This is a genomic window from Micromonospora sp. BQ32, from assembly GCF_059358895.1.
The window spans coordinates 1-16,179 of sequence record NZ_JCADBI010000020.1 but is presented as its reverse complement, the minus strand read 5'-3'; the positions used below and the strand labels follow the sequence as shown (position 1 = coordinate 16,179).

General features: G+C 69.0%; 13 protein-coding genes. 6 read left to right on the top strand and 7 right to left on the bottom strand.

The window, feature by feature from the left end:
* Positions 1 to 789 (top strand): MerR family transcriptional regulator, encoded by a 789-nt coding sequence (locus AC5L30_RS28490; protein ID WP_494870984.1) that lies wholly within the window; start codon positions 1 to 3, stop codon positions 787 to 789.
* Between the two features lie 36 nt (positions 790 to 825).
* Here AC5L30_RS28490 and AC5L30_RS28485 read toward each other — a convergent pair whose 3' ends face one another.
* The gene (locus AC5L30_RS28485; protein WP_494870983.1) at positions 826 to 1,224 is read right to left on the bottom strand and encodes a VanZ family protein; all 399 of its coding nucleotides are present in this window, start codon (positions 1,222 to 1,224) and stop codon (positions 826 to 828) included.
* 230 nt (positions 1,225 to 1,454) lie between these two features.
* Entirely contained in the window at positions 1,455 to 2,930 is a 1,476-nt protein-coding gene (locus tag AC5L30_RS28480) for an arabinofuranosidase catalytic domain-containing protein (RefSeq protein ID WP_494870981.1), read from the bottom strand.
* A 205-nt stretch (positions 2,931 to 3,135) separates the two neighbouring features.
* Here AC5L30_RS28480 and AC5L30_RS28475 point away from each other — a divergent pair, with 205 nt between their 5' ends.
* The gene (locus AC5L30_RS28475; RefSeq protein WP_238658243.1) at positions 3,136 to 4,149 is read left to right on the top strand and encodes a LacI family DNA-binding transcriptional regulator; all 1,014 of its coding nucleotides are present in this window, start codon (positions 3,136 to 3,138) and stop codon (positions 4,147 to 4,149) included.
* 10 nt (positions 4,150 to 4,159) lie between these two features.
* On the opposite strand, the gene AC5L30_RS28470 is transcribed toward AC5L30_RS28475, so the two are convergent.
* From AC5L30_RS28470 to AC5L30_RS28455, 4 genes are read right to left on the bottom strand one after another with little or no spacing between them, the layout of a single operon-like run.
* Complete coding sequence (locus tag AC5L30_RS28470) at positions 4,160 to 5,872, bottom strand: amylo-alpha-1,6-glucosidase (RefSeq protein WP_494870979.1); 1,713 nt, start codon at positions 5,870 to 5,872, stop codon at positions 4,160 to 4,162.
* Between the two features lie 56 nt (positions 5,873 to 5,928).
* Positions 5,929 to 6,753, bottom strand: coding sequence for a carbohydrate ABC transporter permease (locus AC5L30_RS28465; RefSeq protein ID WP_494870977.1), 825 nt, complete (start codon positions 6,751 to 6,753; stop codon positions 5,929 to 5,931).
* Positions 6,750 to 7,718, bottom strand: coding sequence for a carbohydrate ABC transporter permease (locus AC5L30_RS28460; protein WP_494870975.1), 969 nt, complete (start codon positions 7,716 to 7,718; stop codon positions 6,750 to 6,752). Before AC5L30_RS28460 ends, AC5L30_RS28465 begins: the two co-directional genes overlap by 4 nt.
* An 18-nt stretch (positions 7,719 to 7,736) precedes the next feature.
* Complete coding sequence (locus AC5L30_RS28455) at positions 7,737 to 8,972, bottom strand: sugar ABC transporter substrate-binding protein (protein ID WP_494870973.1); 1,236 nt, start codon at positions 8,970 to 8,972, stop codon at positions 7,737 to 7,739.
* 338 nt (positions 8,973 to 9,310) lie between these two features.
* Between AC5L30_RS28455 and AC5L30_RS28450 the strand changes: the two genes are divergently transcribed.
* Together AC5L30_RS28450 and AC5L30_RS28445 are read left to right on the top strand one after the other, a co-directional pair.
* Positions 9,311 to 11,107 carry an RICIN domain-containing protein gene (locus tag AC5L30_RS28450; RefSeq protein ID WP_494870972.1) on the top strand — a complete coding sequence of 599 codons (1,797 nt, stop codon included), beginning with the start codon at positions 9,311 to 9,313 and terminating at the stop codon, positions 11,105 to 11,107.
* 185 nt (positions 11,108 to 11,292) lie between these two features.
* The gene (locus AC5L30_RS28445) at positions 11,293 to 12,867 is read left to right on the top strand and encodes an arabinofuranosidase catalytic domain-containing protein (RefSeq protein WP_494870970.1); all 1,575 of its coding nucleotides are present in this window, start codon (positions 11,293 to 11,295) and stop codon (positions 12,865 to 12,867) included.
* 79 nt (positions 12,868 to 12,946) lie between these two features.
* On the opposite strand, the gene AC5L30_RS28440 is transcribed toward AC5L30_RS28445, so the two are convergent.
* Entirely contained in the window at positions 12,947 to 14,296 is a 1,350-nt protein-coding gene (locus AC5L30_RS28440; protein ID WP_494870968.1) for an extracellular catalytic domain type 1 short-chain-length polyhydroxyalkanoate depolymerase, read from the bottom strand.
* Positions 14,297 to 14,544: 248 nt separating this feature from the next.
* Between AC5L30_RS28440 and AC5L30_RS28435 the strand changes: the two genes are divergently transcribed.
* Both AC5L30_RS28435 and AC5L30_RS28430 read left to right on the top strand, forming a co-directional pair.
* Positions 14,545 to 15,516, top strand: coding sequence for a PaaX family transcriptional regulator (locus AC5L30_RS28435; protein ID WP_494870966.1), 972 nt, complete (start codon positions 14,545 to 14,547; stop codon positions 15,514 to 15,516).
* A gap of 469 nt (positions 15,517 to 15,985) precedes the next feature.
* Positions 15,986 to 16,179: endo-1,4-beta-xylanase (locus AC5L30_RS28430; RefSeq protein WP_494871118.1), on the top strand; the 194-nt coding region annotated here is incomplete at its 3' end.

Sequence of the window (16,179 nt, the reverse complement as noted above, 5' to 3'; positions counted from 1 at the left end):
ATGCTGACGATCAGTCAACTCGCGGCGTACGCCGGCGTCACGGTGCGGGCGGTGCGCCACTATCACCAGATCGGCCTGCTGCCGGAGCCCGAGCGGGACGCCTCGGGCTACCGGCGGTACAGCGCGGGGGCGGTGGTGGCCCTCATCAGGATCCGGATTCTCGCCAACGCGGGCGTGCCGCTGTCCCAGATCGGTCAGCTGCTGGAGGCCGACGCGTCGACCTTCGTGGCCGCGGTTGAGGAGATCGACAGGCAGTTGGCCGACGAGATCGTACGACTGGAGGCCAGCCGTCAGCAGATCGCGCAACTCGCCGCCGGGGATCGTCTGGCGCTCGCACCAGAGGTGATCACCTACCTCGACCGGCTCCGGGACATTGGCGTCTCCGAGCGGGTGGTGGCGGGTGAGCGGGACAGTTGGATCCTGATGTCGGCTCGCTGGCCCGATCGCGTCCGCGAATGGATGCCCAGCAAGACCGCGCAGCTCGACGATCCGCAGCTCGTTCGGCTCTATCGGATCCTGTCGGAGATCTTCGAGAGCGACACCAGCGACGACGAGCGTCTGGTGGAGGCGGCCGACATCTTGGCCAGCCTCGCCGAGCAGGCGTACCGCTCCGGCGAGATCGACCTCGGTGAGGTGGCGCAGGACGACCTACCGTTCGACCTGCTGGACGCGCTGGCCGTCGAGGCGGACCCGCGGGTAGAGCGACTACTGAATATGATGCGCGAGCGCGGCTGGGCTGGTCTGGCCCGGCTGGAGCGGCTGGAGCGGCTGGCAAAGCCGTCCACCTGATCGAAGGTCAGCTCTGTTGGTGGCTCACCGCAACGTTCAGCGTCCCGCTGCCGAGGCCGGTTGATTTCGGCGATCAGTCAACGTATCGGGCTTGGTGGACCACCATCGGCGTGACGCCAGCGCCGCCAGCCCGGCGCCGGCGGCGTTGAGCAGGACGTCGTCCACCGACGACACCCGGTCCAGCCGCAAAACGTACTGCGCGGTCTCGACCAGGACCGAGCAGCCGGCTGCCAGGACCAGGATCCGCGGCACCGACGCCAGCGCCGGGAATCGCAGCGGCGCGAAGAACCCCAGGGCTGCGAAGACCAGCAGGTTGCGACGACCTGGACCGTCGCCGTCAGCGGCCCCCCGTCGGAGAAGATCGTGAGCAGGTCGCGCAGCGATGAGGACGACGCCGTTGAACGTACCGAGCCAGCCGTGCCAACCCCTGACCATGCGACCCCGCCATTCGCCCGGCCCCGAACCTACCCGGCGTCGGTCGCGGGCGGTCGCCCGTCTGTGGCACCCGCACGTCAGGCACACACGCCGGTGACCGTCGGTCATCTTCCTCGGCAGATCGGCAGGGCGGGCCAGCCGAGCGCACGGTGCAGGCCGGCCAGGTAACTCAAGGTCGTGCCGCCCCCGGCGCCGCGGCGGGCGGCACGACCGATCAGTCGCGCGGTGGGTCAGCTGCGGGTGGACCACTGCTGGTTGGTGCCCCCGTTGCAGGCCCAGAGGATGAGTTTGGTGCCGTTGGCGGTGGCGGCACCGTTGGCGTCGAGGCAGAGCCCGGACTGGACGCCGGTGATGGTGCCGTTGGAGTTGAGGTTCCACTGTTGGTTGGTGCCGCCGTGGCAATCCCAGATGATGGCCTGGGTGCCGTTGGCGGTGCCTTGGCCGTTGGCGTCGAGGCACTTGTTGCCGTACACCTGGAGTTGTTTGCCGGCGGTGTAGGTCCAGCGCTGCGCGGTGTTGCCGGTGCAGTCCCAGAGTTGGACCTGGGTGCCGTTGGTGGTGCTGCCGTTCGGTACGTCGATGCAGCGGCCGGACTGGCCGCCGACGACCTGGACGTTCTGTTGCGGGTTGCCGCCGCCGGCCGGCGCGTAGGCGGCGGCGTTGATGTTCGCCTGGACGGCGTTCTCGGTGGCCGCGGTCGGGTAGCCGGAGGTCAGTACGCCCTCGAAGAAGGTGCCGCGGCCGGTGATGCTGTTGTCACCGCCGATGCCGAGCAGGATGGCCCCCTCCTTCTTCATCGGGTGGTAGCCGTTGGGGCGTGGCCCGTCGAAGTAGGTCGTCAGGTTGCCTGACTGCGCGTTCCCGCCCCGGATCGCCCAGTGGTTCGGCTCGCCCTTGACCATGGCGGTGACGAAGCGGTGGTTGATGGACGCGATGTTGTTGTAACCCGCGTTGACCCCGGAGAAGAGCCCCCACTCCAGGTCGGCCATGATCCAGGGGCCGGCTCCCGCCCCGTAGCCCCACTGCTTGTTGGCGCCGAAGTAGACGGTCTCCATGATGGCGCGTTCGTCGGCGAGGTTGTTGGTCTGCGCGTTGCCGTAGTCGAAGCAGCACCACTGGTTGTAGTGCGTGCCGTCGACGACCGCGTAGATGCCCTCGGGCTGGTCGCCGGTCGCGACACCGTTGGTGTTGTTGTTGCGGTAGCCGGTGCCGGGGGCGATGTAGACGCCGTACGCCTTCTGGCCGCCCACGGTGACCGGTGCCGCCTTCGCGTCGGCGAGGTTGTCCCATCCGCCGGGAGCGGGGCCGACGAAGTAGCCCGGCGGCGCCTGGGTGAGGCGGTTGTTGCGGCCGGACTGGTCGTAGATGATCGTGATGACGCAGTTGGTGTTGGCGCAGAACGTGTCCTGGGTGGCGGCGTTGGCGTAGCCGCCTTCGCTGAGCACACCGACGTCGCGGGTGGTGTTGTCCGACGAGCGGCGGACCTGGTAGAGCGGGCCGTTGTACGCGCCGTACAGCGCACGGGTGGTGCTGTGCGCGGCCACGCACGGCGTGCCGCCGGAGGCGTAGATGTCACACGGACCCGTGCCGGCGGCGTGGGCGACGCCCGGCGCGTCCGAGACCACATAGACGCCAGCGCCGACGACGAGGACCAGCAGCGTCCCGGCGGCGGCCATCAGGCGACCCAGCTTTCTCTTCACATTCATCGGATCCTTTCCCGTGGGTGGTGGGAGTGCGGCGTGGCGGTGGAATTGACGTCACACGTCATACCTGTGACATTAATGGCCATCCATCTATTAGCGCTAGTTGGCACACGTTGGTCATCGATCGATGAGCCTGAGGACGGATATGCTGGTCAGCGGAGCAAGGTGCGTCCCCGTGTCGGGGCAGAAATCGATTCGAGGGCGATTGGTGAACATCGGGGAGATCGCTCGTCGGGCGGGGGTGTCCCGCAGCACCGTTTCCTACGTGCTCAGCGGAAAACGCAGCGTGTCGGAGGCGACCCGGCAACGGATCCAGTCGGTCATCGACGAGTTGGACTACCGGCCGAACGCCAGCGCCCGTGCTCTCAAGGAGGGGCGCACCCGAACCCTCGGGCTTGTCATTCCGCCGGCGAGCCAGCGGTTGACCGACATGCAGCTGGGCTTCGTCGCCAGCGTCGTCGAGGCCGCCGCCCGCCACGACCTCGATGTGCTGCTGTCCCCCTCCGGTGGCGACCATGACCGGTCGTTCGAACGGATCGTCACTGGGCGTCGGGTGGACGGCGTGGTCCTGATGGAGATCCGGTTGGCGGACGACCGGGTGACCCGACTGACCAAGGCCGGGCTGCCGTTCGTCACGATCGGCCGGACCGCCGAGCCGCACGGGATGAGCTGGATCGACATCGACTACGCCGGGCTGATCGCCCGGTGCGTGCAGCACCTGGCCGATCTGGGGCACCGGCACGTGGCACTCGTGAACCGCTCCGCCGAGTTGGTGGCCGCCGGATACGGCCCCAGCCATCGCGCGCTGACCGGCTTTCGTGCGGCGGCGGTGGAGCGGGGGTTGACCGGCGTGGAGGTCTGCAGCGGCGACGACACGGCCTCCGGTGAGGCGTGTATGGAGCAGTTGCTCGCGACGCACCCGGAGGTCACGGCGGTGGCCACCATCAACGAGGCCGCACTGCCCGGAATGCAGCGCGCGTTGACCGGCGCCGGGCTGTCCGTGCCCCGCGATTTCTCCGTCACCGGGGTCGCCGCGCAGCACTGGGCGGAGGACTTCCGCCCGCCGCTGACCGCCGCCGATGTGCCGATGGTCGAGATGGGCGCCGAGGCGGTGTCGCTGCTGCTGGAGATCATCGCGGCTCCCGGCGCCGTGCCACGACACCGCCTCTACAGCCCGCCCATCTCGTTGCGGTCCAGCACCGGCCCGGTCCGGGCCCGCTGATCCGATCCGGCTACCCGCCCCTGACCCGCCGTTCCTCCTGAGCGGCGGCGAGGATGAGATAGCTGCTGGCGGTCCAGGTGTACGCGCGGTCCCGGAGTCCGGTGCCGGTTTCGGCGTCGAAGTTCTCCGCGAAGCCGGACTTCTCGCACAGCGCGAGAAATCGCCGACTGATGTCATCGGCGATCCTGATCTGCCCGGCCCGGCGCAGGCCGTCCTCGACCAGGACGGTGGAGGGTGCCCAGATCGGGCCACGCCAGTAGCCGTCGGCGAGGTAGTGGGCCGAGTCCGTCGGCTCGGTGGCCAACCCGTGCGTGGTCAGGTGGGTTTCGACGCCTCGGGCCAGTGCGGCGGCGACCGGGGCCGGCAGGTCGGCCCCGAGCGCGACGGGCATCAGGTCGAGCAGGCTGCGGCTGCTTCGCCGGTGCCCGGTGTGGGGGTCCCGGGCGTAGAAGCGCTCGCCGTCCCACAGGTCGCGCAGCATGGCACCGTGGATCCGGTCGGCCTCCCGGGACCAGCGGGTGGCGGGCTCGCCCAGCTCGGTGGCGAGGTCGGCGAGGCAGCGAAGCTGCGAGACCAGGAACGCGGCGAGGTCGGCCGTTTCGAGGACCCGGTTGTCGCCGAAGGTGGTGGCGTTGTCCCAACCGCTGTCGTTGCCGTGCTGGTAGTGCGGCAGGTCGTGGCCGGGGGCGCGCCGTGCGTCGAGCCAGAACCCGGTCCAGCGGGCGAGCCGGTCGTACGTCTGCGTCAGCGCCGCCCGGTCCGGTGGCTGGGGAAGGCGTCGGCGCAGGTGACGGAGGGCCCAGCCGTGGATGGGGGGCTTGACGTAGTTGTGCAGGACCTCGGAGTGGGTGACCGAGTCGGGCAGGGCGCCGGCCTCGTCCTGGTGGTCGAAGGGCAGCTGGAACTGGTGCCAGGCCAGCTCCGGTTCGCCGGCCGCCAGGGCGATCGCGTTGAAGCAGTGGTCCCAGCTCCACACCTTGTCCATCCAGTGCTTGGACATCAGGACGGCCGGCCGGGTGACGAAACCCGCCGGGGCGACCGTGGCCGACCACAGGACGTACGCGGCCAGCTCGGCGGCCGGCGTCTCCGCACCCCGCCAGGGCGCGATCGCGTCGACGAACGCGGTGAACTCCGCGAACCGGTCGCGGCACAACTGCTCGAAGGTGACGGATCGGGCGTACGGGCGGCGTGCCGTGGCGTACTCCTCGATCGCGATCTCCCAGGGTTGGTCGTCGGGAAGGTCCAGGGACCGGTCGGCGGTGCCGAGCGCCTGCGCGCCGTCGGTCCGCAGCAGAGCGCCGGAGAGCACCGTGACCCGGTAGCGGCGACCGGTCTCGTACGAGGTGAACACGTGCGATCCGTCGACCGGGTCGTTGTACAGGTAGGTGCCGCTGAACGGGGTGAGGGTGTGCGCGGCGGCGGCCACCCGCAGGCCGAGCCGGTGGCCCCGGATCCGCAGGGTGTCCGGCCCGTCGTAGACGGCCTCGATCCGGTCGGCCCCGTTGCGCCAGGTCAGCAGCGCTGGTGTGGCGACGACGGTGGTGCCTGCGACCGTGGGGGCCAGACGCAGTACGGGATGCAGCCCGGTCTGGTGGGAGACCAGGTGCAGATCGTCGGCGTACGTCTTCTCGGCTACCACCGGGGAGATGTTGAACCAGGATCCGCGGTAGCTGAACGGGATGTCCTGGATTCCGAACTCCGGACCGGACGGGGCGACGGTCATGGGTGGCGGGTGCCTTTCTGTGGTGCGGTTGGTCAGTCCTCGACCGCCGCGGATGGTCAGTCCTTGACGGCGCCGGCGGTCACGCCCATCGAGACGTACCGCTGGGCCAGGATCAGCAGCACGGCGGCGGGGATCGAGGCGACGACGGCGGTGGCCATGATGGCGTTCCACTGCTGGTTGTTGTTGCCGATGTAGTGGTAGATGCCGAGGGTGATCGGCTGGTAATCGCCGCCGCCGGCCAGGGTCGAGGCGAAGATGAAGTCCGACCAGGACCACAGGAACGCGAAGAGCGACACCGTGACGATCGAGTTGCGGCTGACCGGCAGCACGACCGACCAGAAGGTCCGCAGTCGACCGGCGCCGTCGACCACGGCGGCCTGGAGCAGCTCGTCCGGGATGCCGGACATGAAGGCCGTGAAGATCAGGACAGCGAACGGCACCGCGTGCGTGGTGTCGGCCAGGATCAGGCCGGGCAGCGTGTTGAGGACGCCGAGGGTGAGGTAGATGGCGTAGAAGCCCATCGCCATGATGATCCCCGGGATCATCTGCGCGATCAGCAGCACGAAACTCAGCGCCGGACCGCCGGGTGGCCGGAGCTTCGCCAGCGCGTAGCCGGCGGGAGCGGCCAGCGCCACGGTCAGCGCCACCGTGCCGAGACCGACCACGAAGCTGGTGCCGAGGTACGGCAGTTGCTGGTCGAGTACCGCCCGGTAGCCGTCCAGGGTGCCATTGGTGGGGAACAGGTGCGGGGGAGTGGCCCGCATGTCCTGGTCCCGGGTGAAGGACACGTTGATCATCCAGTAGACGGGGAAGAGCATCAGCCCGGTCAGCACCAGGCCGACGCCGGTCTTCCACCAGGCCCGAGGCGTTGAGGTGGTCATCGCAGCTGCTGCCTCCGCTCGATCCGGATGTAGACGAGGCCGGCGATCAGGGCCAGCACGATGAGCAGGTTTCCGATGGCAGCGCCCGGGCCGAACTCGGGCAGCAGGTTGCCGAAGCCGAGCCGGTACGACCAGGTGGCGAGCGTGGCGGAGGAGCCGGTCGGGCCGCCCTTCGTCATGATCCAGATGATGTCGAAGACCTTCAGCGTGTAGATCAGCCCCAGCAACAACGTGATCAGGGAGACGGGACGCAGCAGCGGGAACGTGATCCCCCAGAACCGTTGCCACCCCGTCGCGCCGTCGAGCGCGGACGCCTCGTACATCTCCGTCGGGATCGCCTGCAGGCCGCTGTAGAGCACCACCAGGTTGAACGGGATGCCGATCCAGACGTTGGCGATGATCACCGAGGTGAGCGACCAGCCTGGCGAGGTGAGCCAGTTGACCGGGTCGATCCCGACCACGCCGAGCGCCGCGTTGACCAGCCCCGAGTCGCTGTTGAGCAGCCACGACCAGGTCGACGCCGAGACGATCAGTGGTAGCAGCCACGGTACGAGGATCAGCGCCCGCAACGTGCGCGACAGCGGGAAGTGCTGGTGGAAGAAGAGGGCCAGGGCCATGCCGATGGTGAACTGGAAGGCCAGCGAGGCCGCGGTGAAGACCACTGTGTGCGTCAGCGTCGGCCCGAAGGCCGGGTCGGTCAGGACGGTCCGGTAGTTGTCCAGGCCGGCGAAGGGCGCCCCGCCCTGCACGAACGAGCGGACGGTGTACTCCCGCAGGCTCAACTCCACGTTGCGGTAGAGCGGGTAGGCGTAGAAGGCCGCCAGGTAGACGGTCACGGGCGCCAGGAAGCCCCACGCCCACCATCGGCTGGGCCGGCGGGCACGGGACGGGGGAGGCCCGGGTGGGGCGGCGGTCGCCCCACCCTGGTCCCGTACGGCGGTGGAGGTCTCTGTCGTGGAGGGCATGGTCTCTGTTCGGGTCGCTTACCTGGTCGTGGCGGCGGTCTGCGCGGCGGTCAGCGCCTCCTGTGGCGACTTCCCGCCGCTGAGGGCCGACTGCACCGCGGTCCACAGCGATTCGGAGATCTTCGGGTACTTCGTGCCGAGGTTGTCGCCGGTGCGGCCCTTGGCTGCCCGGACCGCCTCCACCCAGACCTTGAGCTTGGGGTCCGCGGTCGCCTGCCGCTCCTGCACGGCGGCGACGGGTGCCACGTAGGAGAGCGTGGTGTCCGTGGTGAGGAGGTTGTCGGCGTTGGTCAGACAGGCCACAAGCTTCTGCGACGTCTCGTACCGGCCGGTGTTCTTCTGCACCGGGATGGAGACGAACTCACCGCCGGTGGGCGCCGGGGCCGGGCCGCCCGCGCTGGCCGGGATCGGGATCGTGCCGTACGAGAAGCCGAGCTTCTCCGCGTTGGCCAGTTGCCAGGTGCCGTTCTCGGCGAACGCGTAGTCGCCGGTGGCGAACTCCTGCCAGCTCGTGGTCTGGGTGTTGTTGATGACGGAGTTCGGGGCGTGGCCCTGCTTGAGCCAGTCGGTCCAGAGCGTCAGCGCGGACACCGCCTGTGGCGAGTCCAGGCTGGTCAGTTGAGCACCCGATCCCCAGAACCAGGGCAGGAACTGGAAGCTGCCCTCCTCGGTGCCGATCGCGGAGAAGGTGATGCCCTTCTTCCCCTTGGCCTTGACCTTGGTCAGTGCCGCGGTCAGTGACGTCCAGTCCTTGACGGCGGCGGGATCGACGCCGGCGGCGGTGAGCAGATCCTTGTTGTAGTAGAGGGCGAGGGTGTTCGCTCCGATCGGCACCCCGTAGGTCTTGCCGTCGCTCTGGCCAGCGCCGAGCAAGTTCTTCTCCATGGCCGAGACGTCCAGCTTGTTGTCGTCGGTGGTGGTGAGCGCACCGGCCTCGGCCAGAGTCGAGATGACCGGGTTGTCCACGATCAGCACGTCCGGTGAGTTTCCCTGCTGGGCGGCGAGCAGCGCCTTGTTGGTCAGGTCGGTGGTGTCGTAGCCGGTTCGCTCGACCGTCACCCCCGCCGAGGTGCCGCACTTCTTGAGCAGCGCGACCCACTCGGAGTCGTCGGCGAACTGCGGATACGGGTCCCAGACAAGGTAGGCCCCACCGTCGGCGGGGCCGTCGGACGACGAGCAGGCACTGCCTGTCACTGCGGCGAGAGCTATCACGGCGACGGCGGCCAGGCGCCGCCGACGACTGAGTCCGGTCATGTGTTGCCTCACTTCAAATCGATCGTCAGGTGGGGTGTGTGGGTTGATCGGTGCGGGTTGGGCCAGTCCAACCATGAGGCGAATCGATTCGACGAATCGGTTCGCCCGAAGATAGGTCTGGCCATGCCCGGTGGTCAAGAGACAGTTGACCGCGCGGGGAGGAGCGCTGGGCAACGCGGCCGTTACCGCGCTGTCACTTCATTGACATGGTTCAGTCCCTGGTCCTACGATCCGTGCGAATCGATTCGCAAGCGCTGCCCTCCGGAGAGCGTCCCCCGCGCCCCACCAAGGAGCCGCCCGTGAAAACCCCGTCCCGCAGCAGGTCAGGACGAGCCCGTGTGTTCGTGGCCCGACTCGTCGTCGGCCTGCTCGCCGCCGCTGCCGCCGTCACCGTCGTCTCGTCCCCCGCCCAGGCCGCCGACGAGTCGATCAGCGTCAACTTCGCCACCACCAGCGGTGCGCCGACCTACCGCGCCTCCGGCTGGATCTACGGCATGACCGAGAACGCCAGCGGTCCCGCTGACCACTTCTACCGGGACGTCAAGTTCCAGTACATGCGCGCCGGTGGCGCGCAGCTTCCGGGAAGTGGCTGGGTCGGCGGAACCTACGACCGTCGCTGGAACTCCACCCTCGCCCAGGCGCGCCGGACCACTGCCCTCGGCGGGAAGTTCATCATCCTGCCGCACGATCTCTGGGGTGCCGATGGCGCCGGGATCTCCCGCTTCCCCGGCGACAACGGCAACTGGACCGACTACGACAACTTCCTGACCCGTCTGATCAACGACGTCCGGGCGTCCGGACTGTCGGTGCAGTGGGACATCTGGAACGAACCCAACATCACCATCTTCTGGAACCGGCCGATCCCCCAGTACCTCGAACTGTGGCGTCGGACCTACCAGCGCATCCGGGCGGAGTTCCCCAGCCAGCTCATCGTCGGGCCGAGCTGTGCCTGCGTACCGTCGACCACGCACGCCTTCTGGAACCAGTACCTGGACTTCGTCCGCTCGACCAACACGGTGCCGGACATCATCAGCTGGCACTCGCTGCCCGGTGACCCGGTCGCGAACGTCGCCGCCGCCAACGCCACCCTCGACCCGCGCGGCATCGCCCACCCGCGGCCGTACCAGATCAACGAGTACGGCGCGCCCGACGAGCAGAACCCGGCCGACGGCGCCTGGTACATCGCGCGTCTGGAGCGGGCCCGGGCCGACGGCCTGCGGGCGAACTGGGCCAGCGGCGGCAGCCTGCACAACGACCTCGGCAACCTGTTGATCCGTAACTCGGCCGGCCAGCACCAGCCCAAGGGGGAGTGGTGGAACTACCGCTACTACGCCTCCCAGGTCGGGGAGAACGTCGCGGTGACCCCCAGTCAGTCGTACGACGCGTACGCCACGAAGACGGCTGGGGTGGCGAAGGTCCTGGTCGGCGGTGGTCGTACCACCGGGAACCTGACCGTCAACCTGCAACGCCTGGACACCACCAGCGGCATCGTGCAGAACAACCAGGTCCGGGTGCTCACCCAACGCATCCCGCACAACGGTGGCGGCGCAGTGGCGGGGCCGGTCACGGTCTCCAACAGTGTGGTGGGGGTGTCCAACAACAACGCCACGGTGACCCTGCCGTACACCAACCAGACCGACACCTACACCGTCACGCTGCTGCCCCCCTCGGAAGGTGGCTTCCAGTCGGTGGCGGTGGCCCAACACTCCCAGCAGTGCCTGAACAACGCCGGCCTGAGCACCGCCGACGGCAACGTCCAGCAGCAGAACTACTGCGACGGTGGTGACCAGCAGCTCTGGAACTTCCAGCCGGTCGCCGGCGTGGCCAACACGTACACGGTGGTCAACCAGCAGAGCGGTAAGTGCCTCGACGTCAGCGGCGTCTCCACCGCCGACGGCGCGGCCGTGCACCAGTGGACCTGTCTGAACAGCCTCAACCAGCAGTTCACGCTGCGCAAGGTGACCTACTCGGGCAACGACTCGCACGACTACCAACTCGTCGCCCGGCACAGTGGCAAGTGCGTCGATGTCAACGCGGTCTCCACGGCGACCGGCGCGCTGGTCCACCAGTGGACCTGCAGGGCGGTCAACCAGGGCAGCCCGTTGAACCAGACGTGGCGGCTCCTGGGGCGGTAGGCGTCCCGGGGGAGGTGGCGCGCTGGCCGTCCGCCCAACGGCCAGCGCGCCACCCCGCAATCACATTCATTGACATGAATTGCACAAAGGTCATACGATTCGCTTCGAATCGATTCGCCACCGCCACCACCCCCGTGGCGTGTCGACACCCCCACCGCGCTTCCACGACTCCGAGGAGCCACCTCGTGCGAACCCCGTCCCCCATCGGGCCCGGAAAAGCCCGTGAACTCATCCCGAGACGTCAGCGCGCCCGACGTCTGACCGCCCTGGCGGGCGCGCTGGTCGGCGTTCTCGTCGGCATCGGCGCCACCCCCGGTGCCCCGTCGCCGATCGCCGAGGCCGCCGCCGCCCCGATGGCGGCCGCCATCGAGCCCGGGCAGAGCACCCCGATCGTCGGTACGCCGTCCGGCCGCTGCCTCGAAGTGCCCAACTCCAGCACCACCAACGGCACCCAGACGCAACTCTGGGACTGCAACGGCAGCGCCGGCCAGACCTGGACGTGGACGTCGACCAAGCAACTCCAGGCGTACGGCAACAAGTGCCTGGACGCCTCCGGGCGAGGCACCGCCAACGGCACCCAGGTGATCATCTGGGACTGCAACGGCCAGAACAACCAGCAGTGGAACGTCAACAGCAACGGCACCATCACCGGCGTGCAGTCCGGGCTCTGCCTCGACGCCAACGGCGCCGCCACCGCGAACGGCACCAAGATCATCCTCTGGGCCTGCAACGGCGGCGCCAACCAGCAGTGGGCCTCGCCGACCACCACCCCGCCGCCGACCAACCCGCCGACCGGCGCGCGCCCCTGCGACATCTACGCCTCCGGCGGCACCCCGTGCATCGCGGCGCACAGCACCACGCGGGCGCTCTACGAGGCGTACGCCGGCAACCTCTACCAGGTCCGACGCTCGTCGGACAACACGACCCGCAACATCGGGCTCACGGGTGCCGGAGGCACCGCCAACGCGGCGACGCAGGACTCGTTCTGCACCGGCACGACCTGCGTGATCACGGTCGTCTTCGACCAGTCCGGGCGCGGTAACGACCTCTGGTACCAGGGGTCGAGCGTCGTTCCGGGCTCCCCCCAGAGCAAGCCGGCGATCGCGACCTCGGAGTCGCTGACCGTGGGCGGCGCGAAGGCGTACTCGCTCTACATCAACCCCGGCAACAGCTACTGGCGCGACGGGCACCTCACCGGCGTGCCGACCGGCGCGGCGCCCGAGGGCATGTACATGGTGACCAGCGGGACCCACGTCAACAGCGGCTGCTGCTTCGACTACGGCAACAGCGAGACGACCAGGAAGGCCGACGCCGCCGGGGCGATGGACGCCATCAACTTCAGCAAGCAGTGCTGGTTCGGCGGCTGCTCCGGCAGCGGCCCCTGGGTGCAGGCCGACCTCGAATGGGGTCTCTTCCCGGGCGGCAGCAGCTCCTGGAACCCGAACCAACGCGCGTTCACCAGCAAGTTCGTCACCGCGACGCTCAAGAACAACGGCACGACCCGGTTCGCCATCAAGGGCAGCGACGCGCAGGTCGGCAGCCTCTACACGCTGTACGACGGCTCGCTCCCGCCGGGATACAGCCCGATGAAGAAGCAGGGCGCGATCATCCTGGGCAGTGGCGGTGACTGCTGCAAGCCCGACGGCGGCGCGAACCTGAGCGCCGGCACCTTCTACGAGGGGGCGATGGTCGCCGGCTATCCGTCCGATGCGACCGAGAACGCCGTGCAGGCCAGCGTGGTCGCCGCCGGCTACCGCTGACCCTGGCGACGCCCGAACGAGTGCGCCGGTCACCACCTCGTGGTGACCGGCGCACGCGGGTGTGGACGTCGACCCGGTCTCAGGCGACCGTGCAGGACGCGCCGTTGAGGGTGAACGAGGACGGTCGGGCGTTGTTACCGGTGTGGGTGGCCTGGAAGCCGAAGCTCACCGAGCCGTTGGCGGGGATGCCGCCGTTGTAGGCGACGTTGCGCGCCGTGACCTGCCCCGAGTTGGGCGAGTAGGTGGCGTTCCAACCCGAGGTGATGCTCTGCCCGCTGGGCAGGGTAAAGACCAGGGACCAGCCGTTGACGGCGCTGGTGCCGGTGTTCGTGACGGTGATGTTCTCGGTCAGCCCGGTGTTCCAGGCGTTGATGTCGACCGTCACCCGACAGGCGCCGGAGGCCGGCGGCGGGGTGGTCGGCGGCGGGGTGGTCGGCGGTGGCGTGGTCGGCGGTGGCGTGGTCGGCGGTGGCGTGGTCGGGGGCGGCGTGGTGGGGTTGGTCAGTCCGAAGAACGCGATGGCGGACGCGGCCATGCCGCCGGAGGGCAGGCTGTGCCCGGCTCCCTGGATGCTGTAAGCCTCGACCTGGACGGTGCCGCTGCTGTCGGCGTACCGCCGCCGGTTCCAGTTGGCCTGGGGTGTGTCGGTGGAGGTGGGTGTCTGGCTCAGCCCGAACACGTTCGTCCACTGCTCGACCGCCTCCTGCAACAACGAGTACGGCACGAGTGTGTCGTTGGTGCCGTGCCACAGCTGCACCCGCGGGCGGGGCCCGGAGAAGCCGGGGTACGCCTGGCGGACCGCGTCGCCCCACTGCTGCGGGGTCCGGTTCATGTTCCCGCCGGTGCACTGGCTGCTGGTGGGTGGGAAGTCCGCCGCGCTGGCGAAGCAGTTGAACGGCACGCCCATGAACGCGGCGCCGGCCTTGAACAGGTCGGGATAGAGGGCCAGCATGTGGTTGGTCATCATGCCGCCGGACGAGCTGCCGGTGGCGTAGACCCGCTCCGGGTCCGCCGCGTACTGCTGTTGCACGTACCTGATCATCGAAACGATCGACACCGGGTCGCTGCCGCCGCCACGTCGCTTGGCGGCGTCCGACCAGACGTCGAAGCAGTTGCCGAACCCGGCCTGCTGGGTGGCGGACGGGTAGATCACGATGTATCCGTAGCGGTCGGCGAGGCTGGCGAACTCGCTCCCGGAGTAGAACTCGGGGCCGGACCCGCCGCAGCCGTGCATGGCCACCACGACCGCCGGCCGGGCCGGCCGGTTGTCCGGCACGTAGACGTGCATACGCATCCGGCCGGGGTTGTCACCGAAGCTGGTCACCTCGGTCAGTGACGCCGCGTACGCGGGCCCGACCGTGGGGACCACCAGGCCGGTCACCACCAACGACGCGGCCAGGGCGAGTAGCAGTTTCCTTCTGATCTTCAACGGACGACTCCTTCGATTGCCTGTGCAGGCTGGATCGGCCGTGCGGTCCGGTCGCGGGTGTGCCCGACTCCCGCGGTGGTCGCACGATGCCCGTTTCCTGTGGCTCGCCCGGCCCGGCTTCGGATGGCGTCGTGTGGCAATTAGTGTTCCCTCCGGTCCAACAAGTGTCAATCGAGGAACCTCGATCTCTATGGGTCGCGGCGGTCCGTCTACAGTCGTCATACCGTCCCGAGCAGCACGGAGCGCCTGTGGCCAGCCCGTTCGACATCGACGAGATCTATCCGGACGACGGCGACCAGCCACTCCGGCTGCCCCGCCGGCAGGTCGGCAACTCACCCCAGGGTGTCGCGGTGACCCTGTTGGCGGACTACACGCTGCGGACCCGGGTCGCCCTCCCGTCCGCGGCCATCGTCGCGCTGCTCGGGGAGACCGGCGTGACGACGGCCGGAGCGCGGACCGCGATCAGCCGGTTGGCCCGCCGTGGCGTGTTGGAGGGCAGTCGACTGGGGCGGCGCAGCTCCTACCGGCTCAGCCGAGCCGCCGCCGCCAACCTTTCCGCCGGCGGACAGTGGATCCTCGCCGCCACCACCTCGACGGCGCGGTGGGACGGGTGTTGGACGATCGTCGCCTTCTCGCTGCCGCAGGACCGCGGTACGCAGCGCCGGGCCCTGCGGGCGCAACTGCGGTGGCTCGGTTACGCGCCGCTGTACGACGGTTTGTGGGTCTCGCCGCAGGAGCTGACTCCGGCGGCTCGAGCCGAGCTCGACCGGCTCACCCTCGGCGCGGTGACGGTGTTTCGCGGGCGGCAGACCGCGCTCGCCTCGACCATTCACCGTGCGCCGATCGAGGCCTGGGACATCGAGGCGATCGGCCGGAGCTACGACGCGTTCCTCCGGCGTTGGACGCCGCTGTTGCCTGCGGTGCTGTCCGGGCAGGTCGACGGTGCCGCGGCGGTGCGTGCCCGGACCGAGGTGATGGACACCTTCCGGCGCTTTCCCGTCCTCGACCCGCAGTTGCCCGTGGAACTCCTCCCACGGGACTGGCTCAGACGTCCGGCGCGGGAGTTGTTCGAGGCCGTCTACGACGGCCTCGCCGCACCCGCCGAGCGACATGTCCGGGCGATCGTCGAGCGGTTCGCCGACGCCGCGCAGCCCGGCGTCGAGGCCCACACCACCGCCGACCTGGTCGCCGGAGTGCGCGCCGGCGACTGTGAGCGATAACAGGATTGCCGTCCGCCGTGACCCCAGCGGCACGCCGATGCGGCTCGTTCGCTGGTTGGGCGGCTGCTGAGCACGGTTGCCCAGGGCATTTGGCGCCGGGCGAAACGTGGCGTTCCGGGAGATCGCCGTGAACGGCCCGTTACGTCTTGACGAACGGCATGTTATCGCTCACTCTCGATATAGAGGACGATCGCTGTCGTGGTTCACCGGGCGAGCCGCACGGGTCGTACCTCCGATCACGACGTCGGCAAGGGCATGCGGACGTCACCTCGGGGCCCGGCAGGTGCCGGCGACAGCCCTCTCGGACTGTGCGTGCTGATGCCGGGCGGCCAGGATGACCGTCCCGATCAGTCGTCCCGAGCGAAGTGGCACATCACCACCACCGATGCAACCACTGAAAAGGAACGCCATGAAACCCATGAGAACGATGCTGGCGGCGGCGACCATCGCCGTCGCCCTCACCACTGGTATGACGGTGGCGCTGACTCCCGCATCGGGTGCCGGCACGACCTTGAAGGCGGCCGCAGCCGAGAAGGGCCGTTACTTCGGGGCGGCCGTCGCGACGGGCAAGCTGTCCACCAGCGCCTACACGACGATTCTGAACCGTGAGTTCAACAGTGTCGTGGCCGAGAACGAGATGAAGTGGGACGCCACCGAGCCGCA